This window comes from Guptibacillus algicola (assembly GCF_020171805.1).
Lineage (GTDB): Bacteria > Bacillota > Bacilli > Bacillales > Guptibacillaceae > Guptibacillus > Guptibacillus algicola.
In genome coordinates this window covers 892,049-909,416 of record NZ_JAIVAF010000001.1, presented here as the reverse complement: position 1 = coordinate 909,416, position 17,368 = coordinate 892,049, and the positions used below count along the sequence as shown (strand labels likewise).

Genomic DNA, 17,368 nt, shown 5'->3' with positions numbered 1-17,368 from the left:
CATAATAAGACGTGATTTAGCTTGAAAGGAGAGAACACATTGAATAACTTTACTTTTCAAAACCCAACGAAACTAATCTTCGGCAAAGGTCAATTAGAAGCGCTGAAGACTGAAATACCGCAATACGGCAAGCGCGTCTTGGTCGTTTATGGCGGAGGAAGCATTAAGAAGAACGGTATTTATGATAACGTGATGAATACATTGAAAGAGCTTGGCGCAGAGGTTTCTGAACTAAGCGGGGTAGAACCAAACCCACGTCTTACAACCGTACACAAAGGTGTAGAGATCTGTAAGAACGAAGGCATCGACTTCATTCTAGCTGTAGGTGGCGGAAGTGTGATCGACTGCACGAAAGCAATCGCTGCTGGTGCAAAATACGATGGAGATGTGTGGGACTTCGTAACGAAGAAAGCTGCTCCTGAAGCTGCTCTTCCATTCGGAACTGTTCTAACTCTTGCAGCTACTGGTTCAGAAATGAACCCTGGTTCTGTTATCACGAACTGGGAAACGAATGAGAAGTACGGCTGGGGCCACCCGCTCGTTCATCCTCAGTTCTCAATTCTAGATCCAGAGCATACGTACTCTGTTCCTACAGACCAAACGGTTTACGGTATGGTCGATATGATGTCTCACGTACTTGAACAGTACTTACACTCCGAAACGAATACAGAGCTTCAAGAAAACATGCAGTTCTCTGTGCTCAACACGATTAAAGATGCAGCACCTAAGCTGCTTGAAGATCCAAAGAACTACGATCTTCGCGCAACAATCATGCTAAGTGGTACAGTTGCTCTTAACCAATCTCTACAAATGGGCGTTCGCGGTGACTGGGCTGCTCACAACATTGAGCATGCTGTTTCAGCTGTATATGATATTCCGCATGCGGGTGGTCTTGCGATCCTATTCCCTAACCTCATGAAGCACGACCTTGAAGTGAACGTAGATAAATTCAAGCGTCTTGCAGTTAACGTTCTAAACGTTAGTGAAGAAGGTAAAACAGATCGCGACATCGCTCTTGAAGGAATCGATAAGCTAAGCGAATTCTGGACAAGCCTCGGTGCACCAAACCGCCTGGCTGACTACGATATCGATGACAGCAAGCTAGATCTAATCGCAGATCGCGCGATGGCAAATGGTGCTTTCGGTAACTTTAAATCACTTGAACGTGATGATGTTATGTCGATTCTTAAAGCTTCACTATAAAAATGTTTGTAAAGGCCGTTCGGTAAGAACGGTCTTTTATTGGTATTGATGGGTAATTTTAGCAGTATATCGAATATTTTAAAGAAAATTTCAATGGGTAATCGCTTACATCAATCAGTCTTCTTGATTTAAAATTCTTCTTTCGATAAAGTGAAGATGAACACGTATAGCGAACAAAATTCGATATTGGAGGCTAACAATGACTTCAAAAGTAAGTTTTGATTATTCAAAAGCATTGTCGTTTGTCGGCGAACATGAAGTAACATACATGAAGGATGCAGTAAAAGCTGCTCACGAAGCACTACATAACCAAACAGGGGCTGGAAATGACTTTCTTGGCTGGCTCACACTTCCTCATGACTATGACAAAGAGGAATTTTCTCGCATCGAAAAATCTGCTGAGAAAATCAAGTCAGATTCTGACGTACTACTGGTTGTAGGAATCGGTGGCTCATACCTTGGTGCACGTGCTGCAATCGAGATGTTGAACCATTCTTTCTATAACACACTTTCAAAAGAAGAGCGCAAAACGCCTCAAGTTTTCTTTGTTGGAAACAACATTAGCTCTACTTACGTGAAAGATCTATTCAGTCTTCTTGAAGGAAAAGACGTTTCCGTTAACGTTATTTCGAAATCAGGTACAACGACTGAGCCTGCGATCGCATTCCGTATCTTCAGGAAGTTTCTTGAAGAAAAGTATGGTGTTGAAGAAGCAAGAAGACGCATCTATGCAACAACGGATAAAGAGAAAGGTGCTCTTAAGACACTTGCAGACGAAGAAGGCTATGAAAGCTTCGTCATTCCAGATGACGTTGGTGGACGTTACTCTGTCCTAACAGCTGTTGGACTTCTTCCTATCGCAGTTAGTGGCATTTCCATTCAAGACATGATGAAGGGTGCCGAAGACGCTGCAGATGATCTTAACACTCCTGATCTTGCGTCTAACCAAGCTTATCAGTATGCGGCAGTTCGTAATGCTCTTTACAACAAAGGCATCAACATCGAGCTTCTCGTTAACTATGAGCCATCTCTTCATTACTTTGCTGAATGGTGGAAGCAGCTCTTCGGCGAAAGTGAAGGAAAAGATAACAAAGGACTATTCCCTGCATCTGTTGACTTCTCAACTGACCTTCATTCTATGGGTCAATACGTTCAAGATGGCCGTCGTAGCCTCTTCGAAACGGTTCTTAACGTTGAGAAAGCGCGTCATGAGATCACGATTGAAGAAGACGACAAGAACCTTGATAAGCTGAACTACCTTGCTGGTGAAACGATGGATTACGTGAACCAGAAAGCGTTCGAAGGGACGATGCTTGCACACACTGATGGTGACGTACCAAACTTGATCGTCAACATCCCAGAGCTTACTCCTTATCACTTCGGTTACCTTGCATTCTTCTTTGAGAAAGCATGTGCGGTATCCGGTTACCTTCTAGGCGTGAATCCATTCGATCAGCCAGGAGTCGAAGCGTACAAAAAGAACATGTTCGCTCTTCTAGGGAAACCAGGCTTCGAAAAAGAAAAAGCTGAGCTTGAAGATCGTTTGAACTCAATGGGAAATGAATAAATAGGTAAAAGAGAGTGCCACGGGGTGGTTAACCCCAAAAGTTAAAGTTTTGTTATGCAGCTGATTGGATGGACTGAGTTCGGTACTCAACTGGACTTAGTCCATCCAATTTTTGTTTTGACCGTTCATGATTGTACTAGTGGATATATTCTTCAATCCGGCTTCTCAATTCCTCATAGCTTACTAATTTTTCTCCATAATACATTTCCTGCTTTAAAATACCAAAGAAGTTTTCCATTGAAGCGTTGTCTGCGCATGTAGACTTCCGTGACATGCTTTGGAATACATTATTTTTCTTTAATGTATTCACCCAATGATTGTGCTGGTAATGCCAGCCTTGATCAGAATGGATGGTGGTTCGGTAGATGGCGTGATTTTTTATTATTTCTATCGTTTCTTGTAAAGGTTCCGTGACTAAACCTAACGTGGGACGTTCACTGATTCCATACGCTATTATTTCTCCGTTGTAGAGGTCAAGAATGGGATTTAAATATAACTTCTCTTCGTTTAGACATTTAAATTCTGTAATGTCGGTTACTAATTTTTGAAGTGGGATAGGGGTATTAAAACGGCGTGATAATCGGTTTTTCGCTACCTTCCCAACTTTCCCCTTATACGAATTGTATTTTCGGGATTTTCGCATAAATTTTACACACTTTAATCCGAGTTCCCGCATAATACGATACACTTTTTTATGATTGATATGTTGACCTAATTTCTTTAATTCTTTCGTGAGGCGTTTATAACCATAACGTTCATGAGAATTTTTAAATAGGGAAGTAATGAGTTCTTTTAATTCAGTATCCAGATCCTCTTTTCCATAATTCTTCACATGATAGTGATAGGTTGCTTCTGGAATCCCCACTACTTTGAAAATATCTTTTAATCGGAATCCTTCTTCTTTAAGTTCGAATGCGAGTTTTGCTTGTGCTTTTCGTGGAAGGCATTCTGGTTCTCCCGAAAAGCTCTCAACTTTTTTAGGTACGCATTTTCCAGTCGTAGTAATTCATTCTCGCGTTCTAATTCCTCTTCGCGTGTTAACTTTTTCTCTTCTTTCTTCTCCGATTTACTAGGTTTCTTAGACATAGAAGGTCTCCCCTTTATTTTAGGTTTCAGGCCTTCTACTCCTTGTTCATTAAATGTTTTCGTCCAGTAATGAATTAATGAAGGATTGTTCAGTCTAAATTGTTCAGCAGTTTCCTGATAAGAAGCACCTGTCTCTAACATAAATAGTATCGTATCTAATTTATATTGAACAGAGTACGCATTCTTTATTTCTCTTCGCTTCAATCCCTGTATCCCTTGTGTTTTATAAGCTCTTACCCAATCTTGTAATGGCGTTTGAGAGGGCATGTTATATTTTTTCGCCAATGATTTATATCCAAGCTTGCCACCCAAATACTCGGTGACAAGCTTTATTTTAAATCCCTCACTATATTTAGCCATAAAAACACCCCCAAAAGTTAGTTTTCTACTCTAACTTTTGGGGGTCGATACCCGGCGGCACTCTCTTTTGTTTTATCATCACATGAATTTCTCTTTGTTTGGATACGATAAACGTAGACTACTTATACAGGGAGGAAGAAATCATGATTCCGATGGACTCCGTACTAGAAGGCAAAACGATTGAACTTAGCATTATGGAAGACAAGTTACGCCAGCTCGGCTACAGCTACGGCGGTGGCTGGGAATACGATCACGGCTACTTCGATTATAAAATTGATGATGAAGATGGCTACTTATATCTTCGTGTACCGATCAAAGCAGTGAAAAAAGAGCTCGACGCAGACGGTGCTATTGTCCAGATCGGCCAACCATTTATGCTTCATCATATGTATCAGGCTGGCGTGGATCCTGGTGGTAATATCGGAAACATTACGGCTTCATTTAATCAGTTTCAGGAACCTACTGATAAAGATGCTGAAGTCGACGAGAAGTGGCTTAAATTTGGCGAGCGTTATGTGAAACAGCTCGATGCTGCGCTCATGCCCTATGTGTGAATCACAAACAGGCGGTCTTCCGCAACGATAGACGTTGAAGGGGAAGGGTTCATCATGAGCTCAGTCCCCCTTTTTATGCCAATCAATAAAATATCATCTTCATTCATCCGTTGAGCAGCATCGCAAAACGAATTACCAACGTAACCATCCGCATTTAGAAATCCTAATTGGTTTGGTTTAAGGTGAGCAAGCATTTCGAGTAACGTTGTGGAGATACCATGTGAAAAGACGCTGTTGATCATTACCGTACTGAGAAGGTGCGCACTCTCAATGATTTCATCAGCCCCCGCTCTTTGTGCGTTGATCAATTGCTCTCTAGATAATATCTCAACGATTGTGTACACGTCAGGATTAATCCCTTTCACTGTAAGAAGCGTTAGCATCGTCTGCATATCAACTTCAAGCTCGCTTTTATATTGATCCGCAGTAATGAGAACGGTCTTTGCTTCTTTAATGTTTGCTTTTTTGAACGTCGCATCTTCCCCAGGATTCCCTCTTATAAAATGAACGCCTTCTGCTTGCAGTGGATTTTCTTGTAGTGAAAAATCAATCAGCACAATCGACCGTTCAGGCCGATGCTCAAGCAAATAATTGATCGTATGATTGCTTCTTGAATTCCACCCGACAACGATAATATGATTCTGTCGTTCGAAACTCCTTTCTCCACGGCTGAGCGCACCTTGCGATAGGACAAAGCTTGATGCAAGCTTCGCCATATAAAACGTCATAAACCCAGCCCCAAACATAATGAATACCATGGCAAAGGCTTTCCCTAACGTCGTCTCAGGAGAAACATCACCATATCCGATTGTAGAAGCCGTTACAATGGCCCACCAAATCCCCTCAAATACATTTGGAAACATCTCTGGTTCCACAAGGTGCATCACAAATCCCATAATGGATAAAATGAGGACAATAAGAAAACCTAACTGTAATATAAGTGGATAGCGCGATATATAATAAATAACATCTCGGAAGTTCAAGTGAATCGTCTCCTTTCTCCTACCCATTATGTCCACAACTCACTGGAAAAAAACGACACGTGTGTGGTCTCCACTAGAAGGGTATAGAAAGGATATGTCTGTTTATAAAAGGGTGAAGAAACATGAGAGCACTATCATCATTCCTCGTATCGATTGTACGCCTCATCTTTGGCATCATCGAAGCGATTCTAGGAATTCGTATATTGCTGAAACTATTCAGCGCAAATCCAACAGCTCCATTCGTGCAGTGGATCTATGACTTTTCAGCTCCATTATTATATCCATTTCGAAATATCTTTCCAACGAGGGAATTCGCCGGACAATACGTGGTTGAATTCTCTGCGGTGTTTGCATTGATTGTCTATAGTATTGTGGGATCGCTTATTGTACGATTTTTGGCGATGGGGTTAACGAATCGAGAAAGAAGGTAAGGAGAAGAACCGTTGGCGAACGGGAACGGTTCTTTTGTTGTATCGAGTATAAGAAAACCTTAATAGTAATAACATAAAATCCCTCTCGGAATAGTGAGAGGGGTTTTATTTATGAATCACCTTATTTTCTGATATTACAAAAAACAAGTTGTTCGTTAAAGATAAGCTATGATAAAATAATTCATGTCGACAGGAAATCGCTGTCATTATACGGGGCATTAGCTCAGCTGGGAGAGCGCTACACTGGCAGTGTAGAGGTCAGCGGTTCGAGCCCGCTATGCTCCATCGATGGAAACCCTTATAAATAAAGGGTTTCTTTTATTTTATAGCGAAAATCCCTAACCACTTTTACTAATATCCTGTCTTTTGGTCATGAGTTGGTCATGTAGCTTCTTTTTTGGTTTCTTAACTCCATTAATTGAAAAGAGCCTGGTTAATCTTTTCAGCTGCTTCAAGTTGCATGTTAGGGAGTAGATGGCTGTATGTGTTTAATGTTATGCGAACATCAGCATGTCCCAACCTTTCAGACACTATCTTAGGATTTATGTTCTGCGAAAGCAGAATTGTAGCATGCGTATGCCTTAAATCATGGAAGCGAATTAACTTAACCTCCGATCTTTCAATAAGCCGTTGAAATGTACGAGTCAAATTACTAGGGTTGATTGGTGTTCCTAATTTTGTACAGATGACCAAATCATTATCTTTATAAATATCTTCGGCAAAAAGTTTTTCATTAATGACTTGCTTGTGATGTTTTTTTAGCTTAATAACAGTTTCTGCAGGAAGAGAGATTGTTCGAAGTCCCGCTTTTGATTTAGTACCAGACTTAAGGTGTTTGCCATCATGTGATAAGGTTTGACGCACCATTAGTATTTTCTTGTTAAAGTCGATATCTTGCCATCTAAGCCCTAAGATTTCTCCTTGTCTCATCCCTGTAGAGATAGCAATATGAAAAGCTATATACAGAGGATCAGATTCAGCAAATTTTAAGAAGCGGTTTATCTCCTCAACATTCCAAACTTCTACCTCATGCCTTTCAGATTTGGGTCGATCGACTGCATCTGCAGGGTTCTTATGAAGTAATTCCCACTTCACAGCTTTTTTTAAGGAGTCTTTTATAAGAGTATGGATTTTTTGAACTGAAGAACCTGATAGCCCCTTTTCATTGAAGAGATTATTATAGAAATCTTGTATTGTAAGAGGCTTCAGCTCTGATAAGATAACATGGCCCAACTTTGGAGAGATATGCTTATTTACCAATATGACATACGACTTGTAAGTTGACTGCTGTACGTTTCTTTTTTTGTCTTCAAGCCATTGATTGAGAAAGTCACTATAAAACATCTTGGATGGCTCTACATAAACCCCTTTATTATACTGTGCAATAATTTAATTTAATGCTTGATTAGCTTCACGCTTAGTTTTAAATCCTCGCTTCTTTTTTTGGTTTGGCTTACCGCTTGGCTTTTTTCCTAATGTCACAACATAGTACCAACTGCTACCATCTTTTTTTACTGAACCTTTCATCTATCAACACTTCCTCTAATTATTTTTTGAATAATTTGGAGAAAGTGCAGTAACATATACTGCACCTCTCATTTAAAAACGATCGAGATGCAGCAGTGTTTGCCTAATTTCAATCGTAAGTTTTATTGCCGAAGTAGTCAATTAATTGCTTAGACTAATTAATGAGTTATTTGCTGGTCATGTCCGCCATTTAACCAGTTCAAAAATATGTTCTTGGATACTTTTATTCTTGAACCGATACGTACAATATGAAACTGCTTTGAGTTAGCTAAGTTATACGCTTGTCTTCTTCCGATTTCAAGAATCTCTTGAATGTCTGAAACATCTAATACATCTGGATAATTATCTAGGTTTTTCATTGTTAAATTCTCCTTTGTGATTATTTAATTGCTGACTCCTTAAAGGCCGTTAATTTCCTTTCATGTTCTAATATTATCTCTGTTATCCTTTGAAATCGAAGTTGATTAAAGGGTGATCTAAACCTACACGAGTAGACAGCATGTTTTTTTATAACAATTCTAGTTTTGATTACAATATTTTACGAAATTCCGTGAAAACACTTTAAAATACTTAAATGTCATAATAATTAGTCAATTTAAGGTTGACTCTAAATATAAAAATACCCCTACGAGTCAAAATGACCTCAAAAAAATTTTGTGAAGTAGTAGGTTATATAAAGCCTTCGGCAAATGGAGTTTTGCGCCCCCCCCTAAAAAGTTTGTTACAACTTTCTTCTTGAGAGTGATTTGTTTTGTAACTGATAACTTTTATGTCCAAACAATATTAATCCAGAAGATTACCTAACACTCACTCGAAAACACAGAGATATAGGAGTCTTTTAATCAAATAGACTGTTTATAAAATCCCAATTATAGGATGCTTATGTTAAAATTTTCTATATATACTACTATGTCATGGAGGGGTAATTTTGAATTGCACTATAGAAAAACTATTTAGAGTGCATAGATTTACACCAAATGAAAGGCAACGAGAAGCGATAGAATCATTGAATGACCCGTTATTCTTGATTGCAGGTCCAGGATCAGGAAAAACAAGAGTTTTGTTGTGGAGGACGGTAAATGCAATAGTTTTTCATAACATAGATCCAGAAAGGATTTTCCTTTCTACTTTTACAGAAAAGGCCGCTAAACAACTCAAAGATGGTTTGCAATCAATTCTTGGAACTGTAACGAATGAGACTGGGGTCCCTTATGACTTATCCAAAATGTATGTAGGTACAGTTCACTCCCTTTGCCAAAGGCTGATAGCGGACAGGCGAGTGACTATAGAACGTAGCAGAGTCAAACCGCCAATTCTTCTGGATGAGATAGATCAATATTTTCATGTGAATTCAGGAACATTTTGGAAAATGTGCGAAGAGATTCTTCACATTGAAGGCGAAGAGTTTCGAGAACATATAAGGCTTTACTTTGGTAACCGCTCTTCTTCTAAACATGAAACAACGCTTGCACTAATCTCTCTTTTTAATCGTCTAAGTGAAGAAAATATTCCTCTAAAAGAGCTTCGTACATATGCTGAAGATCAAGAGAATGATACATTTTTGAAAGTGGTTAGGCTATATGAATGGTATCGAAATGATCTTGAAAGTAAGAATTTGGTTGATTTTGCATTGTTGCAAAAGAAAGCCTTAGACACACTTGAAAGCAACAACAGTTCAAGTGATTTATTTTCTTACGTTGTCATCGATGAATTTCAAGATACAAATAGGATTCAAGAACAGGTGTTTTTCAAGCTTGCGTCAGAGCATAAGAACATTTGTGTAGTGGGTGACGATGATCAGGCTTTATACCGCTTTAGAGGAGCCACAGTAGAAAACTTCGTTGAATTTCCTACTCGGTGTAATAACTATTTGAGTCAATATCCTAAAGCAATACATCTAAACATTAATTATCGATCAAGGAAACATATCGTAGAGACTTATACTTCCTTTATTGAAAATGAATCATGGGTGAAAGAAGATGGTGAAGGGCATTATCGTTTAAAAGATAAAGATATTAAACCACATAATCAAGATCATGAATTATCGGTCTTCACTACTACTCCAGGTCTTTCGGAAGACGTTGTAAAAGAAACCGCTTCATTTGTACGACGCTTGTTAGACGAAAAAAAAGCAGATGACCCTAATCAAATAGCATTTCTCTTTCCATCTTTAAAAAACAACAAGCATGTAATGAGAATGAAACAAGCCTTGGAAGCAGAGGGAGTAGGAGTGTATGCTCCCAGGGCAGGGAAGTTTTTAGAAGTAGATGAAGCTAAAGCAATATTTGGAGCAATGATACGAATTTTTGGGAAACCCGAAAGACAAGAGTATGGCGGTGAATATAAAGCTTTCCATGACTGGCTTGATACTTGTCAAGAACATATTAGAGGAATTACGAAAAACGACGAACGTTTAGAAGCATTCATCAATGAGAAAAATAGTGAGCTAAAAAGGTGCCAACAAGATTATATTCGTCTTCTTAAAACTGTAACAGATGAAGGTTGGTCTATTAATGACAATTATAATCCGGGGAAGCACAAAAGAACCTTGGTTAAGACTCCATTGTTGTCTCAACAGACGGTAAAGGGATTAGGAACACAAAGGCTGGATAAGTTTATTGAACAAAGAATGAAAACTGGAAATCCATTCACTATTAAATACATTCTAAATAGAGCTACCTCTGTTGACTGGAACCTTTTAGATATCTTTTATAGGCTTACTGGGTTTCCGTATTTCTCGCATATGTTTAAATTAGCACAAAATGGCGAGGATGAAGGCCCCATCTGTAATCTATCAATGATTTCAGAGTATCTTTCAAGATATATGGAGCAAACTCAATCAGTAATATCAGGAGCGAGATTAATAGAGCGTCGCTTGGGCAATGACTTTTTTGGCCGATACATTTATGGATTATACCGTATAGGAGAATCCGAATTTGAGAATGAAGAAACTCCTTTCCCAAAGGGTAGAGTACCATTCTTAACTATACATCAGTCTAAAGGATTAGAATTTCCATATGTGGTTTTAGGGGCAGCTGGTAAAAAAAATTTTGGTGTTCCAGTAGTTGAGGAAATTGTCAGACCTATTATAGATAGAGAATCAGAACCTCTAAGCAAAATTCCAAGATTTGATACTATGAGACTATTTTACGTAGCTTTATCAAGAGCAGAGAAGGGCTTGGTTATCATTAACTTACGAGGACGTGGCCAGGTGGTTGATCCAGCATTTAAAAAGCTCTTTGAAGAAAATAGATTCCCTTTGATTGGGGATGTTGATGTTACTAATCTACCTAAGGCTACTATTAAAGAAGACGATATTCCTAAAGTTTATTCATATACAAGTGACTACCTTCTTTACCTTAAATGTCCACGAAACTATATGGCTTTCAAAAAATATGGATTCGTACCTTCTCGAACTCAAACGATGTTATTCGGAACACTGATCCACCAGACTATAGAAGACCTTCATAATCATTTGATTTCATTAAGAGGTGATGGAGATGCATAATCCAGAAATGATACAATTCATTGAGGAAGCTTTCGAAGAAAATTACGAATTACTTAGACTTGAAGGAGGTCACTCTCTTTCGCCACACATAAAGAATCAGGCACTTGATCAGGTGAAAAATTATTGGAAGAAACTTCGACATCTGGCTGAGAATGTTTCAGATACAGAAGTGAAACTTACACTCCCACAACAAAAAACACCAGCAGGTCGCATATATACTATACAAGGTGTGGTAGATGTAGTTAAAGAAGATGAACATATAAACCTTTACGATATTAAAACGCATGATGTGGAGTACGTGAAGGTTAATAAACACGAGTTTGAAGGTCAATTGAACATATACGGACATGTTTGGCAGTCAATACGTGGTGAACATTTGGACAATGCATCAATTATTGCAACTGGCGAAACAAATGAGTTAAGGAAAGCCAAAAAAAGGTATAGTAGCACTGGTGATGAGAACTATTTATTAGAAGCATTAGATAAATGGGAACCAGAAGTGTACATTGAAGTGTCTCCCGAAAGAGTGCAAGAATACTTGGATTCTTTTGGTGAAGTGGTGGATATGATTGAAGAACACAGATATGAACCTCCAACAGTGGAAAAGTTGAAACGAGAAGTAACAGAGAATAAATCTTTTGTAGATCATGTTTGTAGTAACTGTGATATAAGGTTTTCCTGTGATGCATTTAAAGAATATGCACTATCCTCATCAAAAGGACATAGTGATTTTTTAAAGTTTTTTAATGATTTTGGTACAGAGAATGAACTAGCAGATATAATTGAGGCAAACTTAGAAGAAGAGGTGGAATAAATGTCATATAAAAAATTAAAAAAAACTGAGAGAACTGATCAAGAGAGAATCGATAAAATAAAAGAATTGTTCCCTGAGGCTATGGGAGATGGCTTACTAAATATACAGACGTTAAATGATTTAATTAAAGGATTTGATATTGAGACCGTATCAGAAAAAGATGAATTTTATTCATTAGGCTGGTCAGGTAAAAGTAAAGCAAGGAAATTGGCATATTCTCCTCCCACGGGAACCTTAACTTTAAAGAAGGATAATGGGTTTAATGAAAATAATGCTTCCAATTATTTAATTCAAGGAGACAACCTTGAGGTTTTAAGAATACTTAAGAAAAGTTACACGAACCAAGTTGACACTATATATATAGACCCCCCTTATAACACCGGTCAAGATTTAATTTATAATGATAAATTTGATGAACCTGTAGAAAGTTATTTACAAGCTACAAAACAAGCTGATGAACAAGGTCTGTTGACAAGTAATCCAAAATCAACTGGACGATATCATGCAAATTGGTTAAATATGCTGTATCCAAGGGTAAAACTTGCATGGAGTTTATTAAAAGAGGATGGGATAATTTGTGTCTCAATTTCTGACATTGAAGTAGCTAATTTGAGAAAAATGATGGATGAAATATTTGGAGAAGAGAATTTCATTAATACAGTATCGGTTAAGTCTAAGGTTAACGCAGGTGCATCGGGTGGGGGAGAAGATAAAAAATTAAAGAAAAATATAGAGTACATCCATATTTATGCAAAAAATATTGATAAACTACCTGCCTTAAAAGATTTATATCAATATAAAGAATTAATGCAGTTGATATCAGAAATGAAAGATGAAGGGCAAAGCTGGAAGTATACTAGCGTATTAGTAGACTATGGAGAACGACAAAAACTTGGAACTACATATGACGGTAATGGAGACCCGATTGAAATTTATATAAGAAAAGATTTGCAGCGAAAATCAATAAACCAAATAATGAAAGAAGAAAAAATATCCGAGGAAGAAGTATATAGAAAATACTTGAACAATATTTTTTCTGACACAAATGCTCAATCAAGCATAAGACAACGTGTAATTGATAAATGTGGGCATCTGAATCAAGGTGAACTATATGAAGTTGAGTACACGCCCAGATCTGGTAAGGATCGAGGTAACAAGGTAGTACATCATTACATCAGTAATACTGTAAGGAGAGTAATTTGGTTAGCTGATGTTGTAGACGAAGTAGATGGTAAACTCTTAAAGAAAGAGAGATTAAGTACGCTATGGGACGATATAGATTTTAATAATGTCGGCAAAGAAGGTGAAATTCCTTACCCAAATGGTAAGAAACCAATAGAGTTAATTAAAAGGTGTATACGAATCAATAATAAACCAAAAGGATTAATATTAGATTTTTTTGCTGGTTCTGGATCGACTGGACATGCTGTATTAGATATGAACCGTGAAGACGATGGAGATAGAAAATTTTTATTGATTCAATTACCGGAAAGACCTAACGATAAAGAGGAGAAGTTTGATACTATTGCTGATCTTGCTGTTCAAAGAATAAAAAATTCATACAAGCAAGTGTTTAATTCTGAATTAATTAATATTAATGCAAATGGATTTAAAGTTTTGGAGTTGAATAGGTCTAACCTTAAAATGTGGTTATCTCAAAATGATCAGAGTGTAGATTATCTTGTTAATAAACTGGATCTTTTTTCTACGAGCCCTTTCATAGAGGGGGTAAGTGAACAAAATATAGTGATAGAATTAATGCTTAATCAAGGTTTCCCATTAAATAGTATGCTTCATAAGAATAGAGAAAATATTTGGGAAGTAACTCATGAACGAATTCCATTTAACCTTTATATTAGCTTACAAGACAATATAAACAATGATGTAATAGAGTTTTTAGAAAAGGTACAGATAGGGTCTTTATTAATTTGTACTGATGATTCTTTAAGCGACGAACAGAAGGTATTATTGAGTGAAAAATTAAATGTGAAAACTATTTGATAGGGGGATGAAAAATGAACAAGTTGAAACTTCACTATAACCCTGATCAAAAATATCAATTAGAGGCAATTGAGAGTGTTGTTAAATTATTTGAAGGGGTTCCGATACAAGCACAAAAAGATATGCTTCAAGGAACAATGAATGATATTACTCCTAACTTTCCAGAAGGAGAAATTCTTGATGAGGTTACTTTAAGTGAGAATTTAAAAAATGTCCAAGAAATGAACAATTCACATAAACTTGGCAGTGAGTTAGAGATTACCTCTGAAGTAGAAATTGATGATGGCATGGTAATGGAAGTGGCAGGTAATGACTCATACAGGGTTCCTCATTTTACAGTTGAGATGGAAACAGGTACAGGGAAGACATATGTTTATTTAAGGACAATGTTTGAACTTAATCAAAAATATGGTTTTACTAAATTCATAGTAATTGTTCCAAGCATTGCTATATATGAAGGTGTAGTAAAATCAGTCAATTCTATGAGGAATCACTTACGAAAGATATACGATAATCAAGATGTGACTGTTGTGCCATACGACAGTACAAAAATTGGTGAGCTTAATACATTCGCAAGTAATCCTGGTTTAACTTTAATGGTAATGACAATTGATTCCTTTAATAAAGCAAGTAATAATATATTTAAGAATACTGAAAAGTTGCAAGGGGAATGGAAGCCATACGAGTACATTCAAGCAACAAGACCAATCATGATTTTAGATGAGGCTCAAAACTATGAATCAAATAAAGCGAAGGAAGCCGTTAGGACATTAAAGCCTCTTTTTGTTCTTAGGTATTCAGCTACTCATCGGGAAACACCTAATTTAGTTTATAAGCTAACACCAATAGATGCGTTTAGAAATAATCTTGTAAAGCAGATTGAAGTCATAGGTGTGTCAGAATTAGACAATTTAAATGATAAAATGCTACGTCTTGTTGAAGTGAAAAGAGGAAAGCCCCTTACTGCAACTGTTCAATCTTTTGCAATTGAAAAAGGTGAACTAGTTGAGAAAGAAATCACCTTAAAACAAGGCGATGATTTAAAGGCTAAGACGAAAAATGATGAGTATGAAAATTTCATTGTTGATGAAATACGTTATGGGAAGAAAGAAGACGAGCAAATAATTCGTTTTAAAAATGAAGTTCAATTATCCGTTAGTGACTCTTTACTCTCAAAGGAAAGTATTTTTAGGGCACAGATAGAACGTACAATAAGTGTCCATCTTCAAAGACAAAAGCAATTGAAAAAACAAGGTATTAAAGTGCTGTCTCTATTTTTTATTGATAGAGTAAAAAACTACACAGCTTCAGATGGTTTAATAAAGAAACTCTTTGATGAATGTTATGAAAGGTTAAAAGTACACTACGAAGACTTTAAGGACATAGATGCTGAAAATATTCGTGAAGGATATTTTGCGAAGCCCAAAGTAGACTCTCCAGAAGAAGAGGCTGTAGATACAAATGGTAGAACTAAAGATCAAAGGAAAATGGAAAAACAAGCTTTTGAACTAATAATGAAAGAAAAAGAGCGACTTTTAAGCTTTGATGAACCAGTATCTTTTATTTTTGCTCATTCAGCATTAAAAGAAGGGTGGGATAACCCTAATGTGTTTCAGATATGCACCTTAAATCAAACCAGTTCCACTATGAAGAAAAGACAAGAAATTGGAAGGGGACTTCGCTTAGCTGTTGATCAAAATGGTAAAAGGACGGATGACCACAATATTAACACTTTAACGGTTGTGGCGAACGAGCAATATGAGTCGTTTGTTTCAAGATTACAAGAAGAATATGTAGAAGACGGGAATGAAGCTCCTCCAAGTCCAAAAACTCCCCAAAAAGGAAAAGTCATACGTAATGATAATCTATATAACTCTGTTGAATTTAAGGAATTTTGGAATAAACTTAACAAAAGAATGAACTATAAAGTAGAAGTTAATACAGAGCAACTTATTGAAGAATGTGTTGAAAGGCTGAATTTCACCTCTTTTCCTACGCCTTCAATTGAAGTGAAAAGAGGTCGCTTTGTAATTTGTGAATACGTCATATCTTTATTGGAAGTGGAGAATGATATAGCGACTATTAAGGTAAATATGGAAGATTCGAGAGGTAATAAGTTTGTAAACGAGCTCAATGTCAGAGCTGGAGCGGACTTGAAAAAGGTTGCTTGTGATGAAAGACTAAGAGGATATAAAGTTTTAGAGATTGGCGAGATATATGGGGAACCCTATCTAAAATTCACCAATGAAGTCACTATAAAGAGGTATGAACCACATAAATTTAATACAGAGAAAGCTGAGAAGCCTAAAAAACAAATTGAAATCTCTTCAGACACAGTTTATCCAATATCTGATTTTATTACTAGAACTGCAAATGAGACCAATCTTACTAAAAAAACTATCCTAGAGATCTTTAAAAAGATGAAAAAAGCACAACAAGAAAAGATTTTCTCCAATCCAGAGGGTTGGATAAATGAGTTTTTAAGTCAAATAAGAATAACTCTTAGTGATCACATTGTTAAGAATATTGAGTTTGAGATTGATGAAGGCAGCAAATTTTATGATATTGAAGAATTATTCCCTATCGAAATTCAGCAACCACAAAGAGAGCTTATTGAAGCAGGAAGAGCGGGGTTGTATGATAAAGTTCAAGTAGATTCAGACGTTGAACGAAACTTTATTGACAATCTAATAAAGCCGGATGTAGAGAAGGATCATACGATTCTTTACTTTAAATTCCCACCGAAGTTTAAGATTATGTTGCCTAAAGTTATAGGTAATTACAATCCAGACTGGGCTATAGTGCGGCTATATGATAATACATTGAAGTTAGAATTAATCAGAGAAACAAAAGGGAATGAAAACCCTGATGAATTGCGTTTTCCCCATGAAAAACGCAAAGTTCTCTGTGCAATCAAATATTTTGAAAAGCTTGGAATAAATTATCGCATGGTTTCTGATAGAACATATAATTGGATGGAAACAAATCCACCCCAACAAATGCAATTTAGTAACAGCTAATACCGTAGGAAACAACTACAGTCTTTAGAGACTATTAGCGCTCTATTTATTATTTGATATTGTTCATGCAGAAAGGCTGTTTTTAGGAGGGGGGATAAGACAGAAGAGCATAGATTCCTAAAGAGTTTTTTCAAATAGCATTTAATTTAACGACGTGCTATACCCATAATGGAGAGAAAAAATTCATTGCAGAGTGAGATTTGCTATTGATATTCAGCTTTCACGCTTTTAATATTCTGTTCTACTCAGCAAGTAAATTTAATAGTAAAAATTAAAACAAGGAGCTCTAATATTGAGTTCCTTGTTTTAAACTT

13 protein-coding genes, 1 tRNA gene and 1 pseudogene are annotated in these 17,368 nt (G+C 36.8%); 9 read left to right on the top strand and 6 right to left on the bottom strand.

What is annotated here, in order from left to right; genetic code table 11:
* The first annotated feature begins 39 nt into the window (after positions 1–39).
* The gene (locus tag LCM09_RS04755) at positions 40–1,203 is read left to right on the top strand and encodes an iron-containing alcohol dehydrogenase (protein WP_224879092.1); all 1,164 of its coding nucleotides are present in this window, start codon (positions 40–42) and stop codon (positions 1,201–1,203) included.
* A gap of 199 nt (positions 1,204–1,402) precedes the next feature.
* Positions 1,403–2,770, top strand: a complete 1,368-nt coding sequence (locus LCM09_RS04750; RefSeq protein ID WP_224879090.1) for a glucose-6-phosphate isomerase — start codon at positions 1,403–1,405, stop codon at positions 2,768–2,770.
* 52 nt (positions 2,771–2,822) lie between these two features.
* Here LCM09_RS04750 and LCM09_RS04745 read toward each other — a convergent pair.
* Positions 2,823–3,647 (bottom strand): annotated as a pseudogene (locus LCM09_RS04745) (IS3 family transposase).
* A gap of 5 nt (positions 3,648–3,652) precedes the next feature.
* Positions 3,653–4,216 (bottom strand): helix-turn-helix domain-containing protein, encoded by a 564-nt coding sequence (locus LCM09_RS04740; protein WP_224879087.1) that lies wholly within the window; start codon positions 4,214–4,216, stop codon positions 3,653–3,655.
* A 143-nt stretch (positions 4,217–4,359) separates the two neighbouring features.
* On the opposite strand from LCM09_RS04740, the gene LCM09_RS04735 reads away from it, so the two are divergent.
* Positions 4,360–4,770, top strand: coding sequence for a YugN-like family protein (locus LCM09_RS04735; RefSeq protein WP_224879085.1), 411 nt, complete (start codon positions 4,360–4,362; stop codon positions 4,768–4,770).
* Here LCM09_RS04735 and LCM09_RS04730 read toward each other — a convergent pair.
* Positions 4,761–5,753, bottom strand: coding sequence for a potassium channel family protein (locus LCM09_RS04730; RefSeq protein WP_224879083.1), 993 nt, complete (start codon positions 5,751–5,753; stop codon positions 4,761–4,763). The two genes, LCM09_RS04735 and LCM09_RS04730, sit on opposite strands and share 10 nt — an antisense overlap.
* Positions 5,754–5,875: 122 nt before the next feature.
* Between LCM09_RS04730 and LCM09_RS04725 the strand changes: the two genes are divergently transcribed.
* Together LCM09_RS04725 and LCM09_RS04720 are read left to right on the top strand one after the other, a co-directional pair.
* Positions 5,876–6,184, top strand: coding sequence for a YggT family protein (locus LCM09_RS04725; protein ID WP_224879081.1), 309 nt, complete (start codon positions 5,876–5,878; stop codon positions 6,182–6,184).
* A gap of 212 nt (positions 6,185–6,396) precedes the next feature.
* A tRNA-Ala gene (locus LCM09_RS04720) sits at positions 6,397–6,469 on the top strand.
* Positions 6,470–6,598: 129 nt separating this feature from the next.
* Here the strand turns inward: LCM09_RS04720 and LCM09_RS04715 are convergent.
* From LCM09_RS04715 to LCM09_RS04705, 3 genes are all read right to left on the bottom strand, one after another.
* Entirely contained in the window at positions 6,599–7,528 is a 930-nt protein-coding gene (locus LCM09_RS04715) for a tyrosine-type recombinase/integrase (protein ID WP_224879079.1), read from the bottom strand.
* Between the two features lie 45 nt (positions 7,529–7,573).
* Positions 7,574–7,711 carry an Arm DNA-binding domain-containing protein gene (locus LCM09_RS04710; protein ID WP_224879077.1) on the bottom strand — a complete coding sequence of 46 codons (138 nt, stop codon included), beginning with the start codon at positions 7,709–7,711 and terminating at the stop codon, positions 7,574–7,576.
* 158 nt (positions 7,712–7,869) lie between these two features.
* Positions 7,870–8,070, bottom strand: a complete 201-nt coding sequence (locus LCM09_RS04705) for a helix-turn-helix domain-containing protein (RefSeq protein WP_224879075.1) — start codon at positions 8,068–8,070, stop codon at positions 7,870–7,872.
* Positions 8,071–8,639: 569 nt separating this feature from the next.
* Here LCM09_RS04705 and LCM09_RS04700 point away from each other — a divergent pair.
* From LCM09_RS04700 to LCM09_RS04685, 4 genes are read left to right on the top strand one after another with little or no spacing between them, the layout of a single operon-like run.
* Complete coding sequence (locus tag LCM09_RS04700; RefSeq protein ID WP_224879074.1) at positions 8,640–11,219, top strand: UvrD-helicase domain-containing protein; 2,580 nt, start codon at positions 8,640–8,642, stop codon at positions 11,217–11,219.
* The gene (locus tag LCM09_RS04695) at positions 11,212–12,033 is read left to right on the top strand and encodes a PD-(D/E)XK nuclease family protein (RefSeq protein WP_224879072.1); all 822 of its coding nucleotides are present in this window, start codon (positions 11,212–11,214) and stop codon (positions 12,031–12,033) included. Before LCM09_RS04700 ends, LCM09_RS04695 begins: the two co-directional genes overlap by 8 nt.
* Complete coding sequence (locus LCM09_RS04690) at positions 12,034–14,034, top strand: site-specific DNA-methyltransferase (RefSeq protein WP_224879070.1); 2,001 nt, start codon at positions 12,034–12,036, stop codon at positions 14,032–14,034.
* Positions 14,035–14,048: 14 nt separating this feature from the next.
* Positions 14,049–17,054 carry a restriction endonuclease gene (locus LCM09_RS04685; RefSeq protein ID WP_224879068.1) on the top strand — a complete coding sequence of 1,002 codons (3,006 nt, stop codon included), beginning with the start codon at positions 14,049–14,051 and terminating at the stop codon, positions 17,052–17,054.
* The last annotated feature ends 314 nt before the right edge of the window (positions 17,055–17,368 follow it).

Excerpts from the sequence above, each read along its gene's own strand:
- LCM09_RS04750 (WP_224879090.1), top strand. The coding sequence starts at position 1,403 with ATGACTTCAAAAGTAAGTTTTGATTATTCAAAAGCATTGTCGTTTGTC.
- LCM09_RS04740 (WP_224879087.1), bottom strand. The coding sequence starts at position 4,216 with ATGGCTAAATATAGTGAGGGATTTAAAATAAAGCTTGTCACCGAGTAT.
- LCM09_RS04735 (WP_224879085.1), top strand. The coding sequence starts at position 4,360 with ATGATTCCGATGGACTCCGTACTAGAAGGCAAAACGATTGAACTTAGC.
- LCM09_RS04725 (WP_224879081.1), top strand. The coding sequence starts at position 5,876 with ATGAGAGCACTATCATCATTCCTCGTATCGATTGTACGCCTCATCTTT.
- LCM09_RS04715 (WP_224879079.1), bottom strand. The coding sequence starts at position 7,528 with ATGTTTTATAGTGACTTTCTCAATCAATGGCTTGAAGACAAAAAAAGA.
- LCM09_RS04710 (WP_224879077.1), bottom strand. The coding sequence starts at position 7,711 with ATGAAAGGTTCAGTAAAAAAAGATGGTAGCAGTTGGTACTATGTTGTG.
- LCM09_RS04705 (WP_224879075.1), bottom strand. The coding sequence starts at position 8,070 with ATGAAAAACCTAGATAATTATCCAGATGTATTAGATGTTTCAGACATT.
- LCM09_RS04695 (WP_224879072.1), top strand. The coding sequence starts at position 11,212 with ATGCATAATCCAGAAATGATACAATTCATTGAGGAAGCTTTCGAAGAA.
- LCM09_RS04690 (WP_224879070.1), top strand. The coding sequence starts at position 12,034 with ATGTCATATAAAAAATTAAAAAAAACTGAGAGAACTGATCAAGAGAGA.
- LCM09_RS04685 (WP_224879068.1), top strand. The coding sequence starts at position 14,049 with ATGAACAAGTTGAAACTTCACTATAACCCTGATCAAAAATATCAATTA.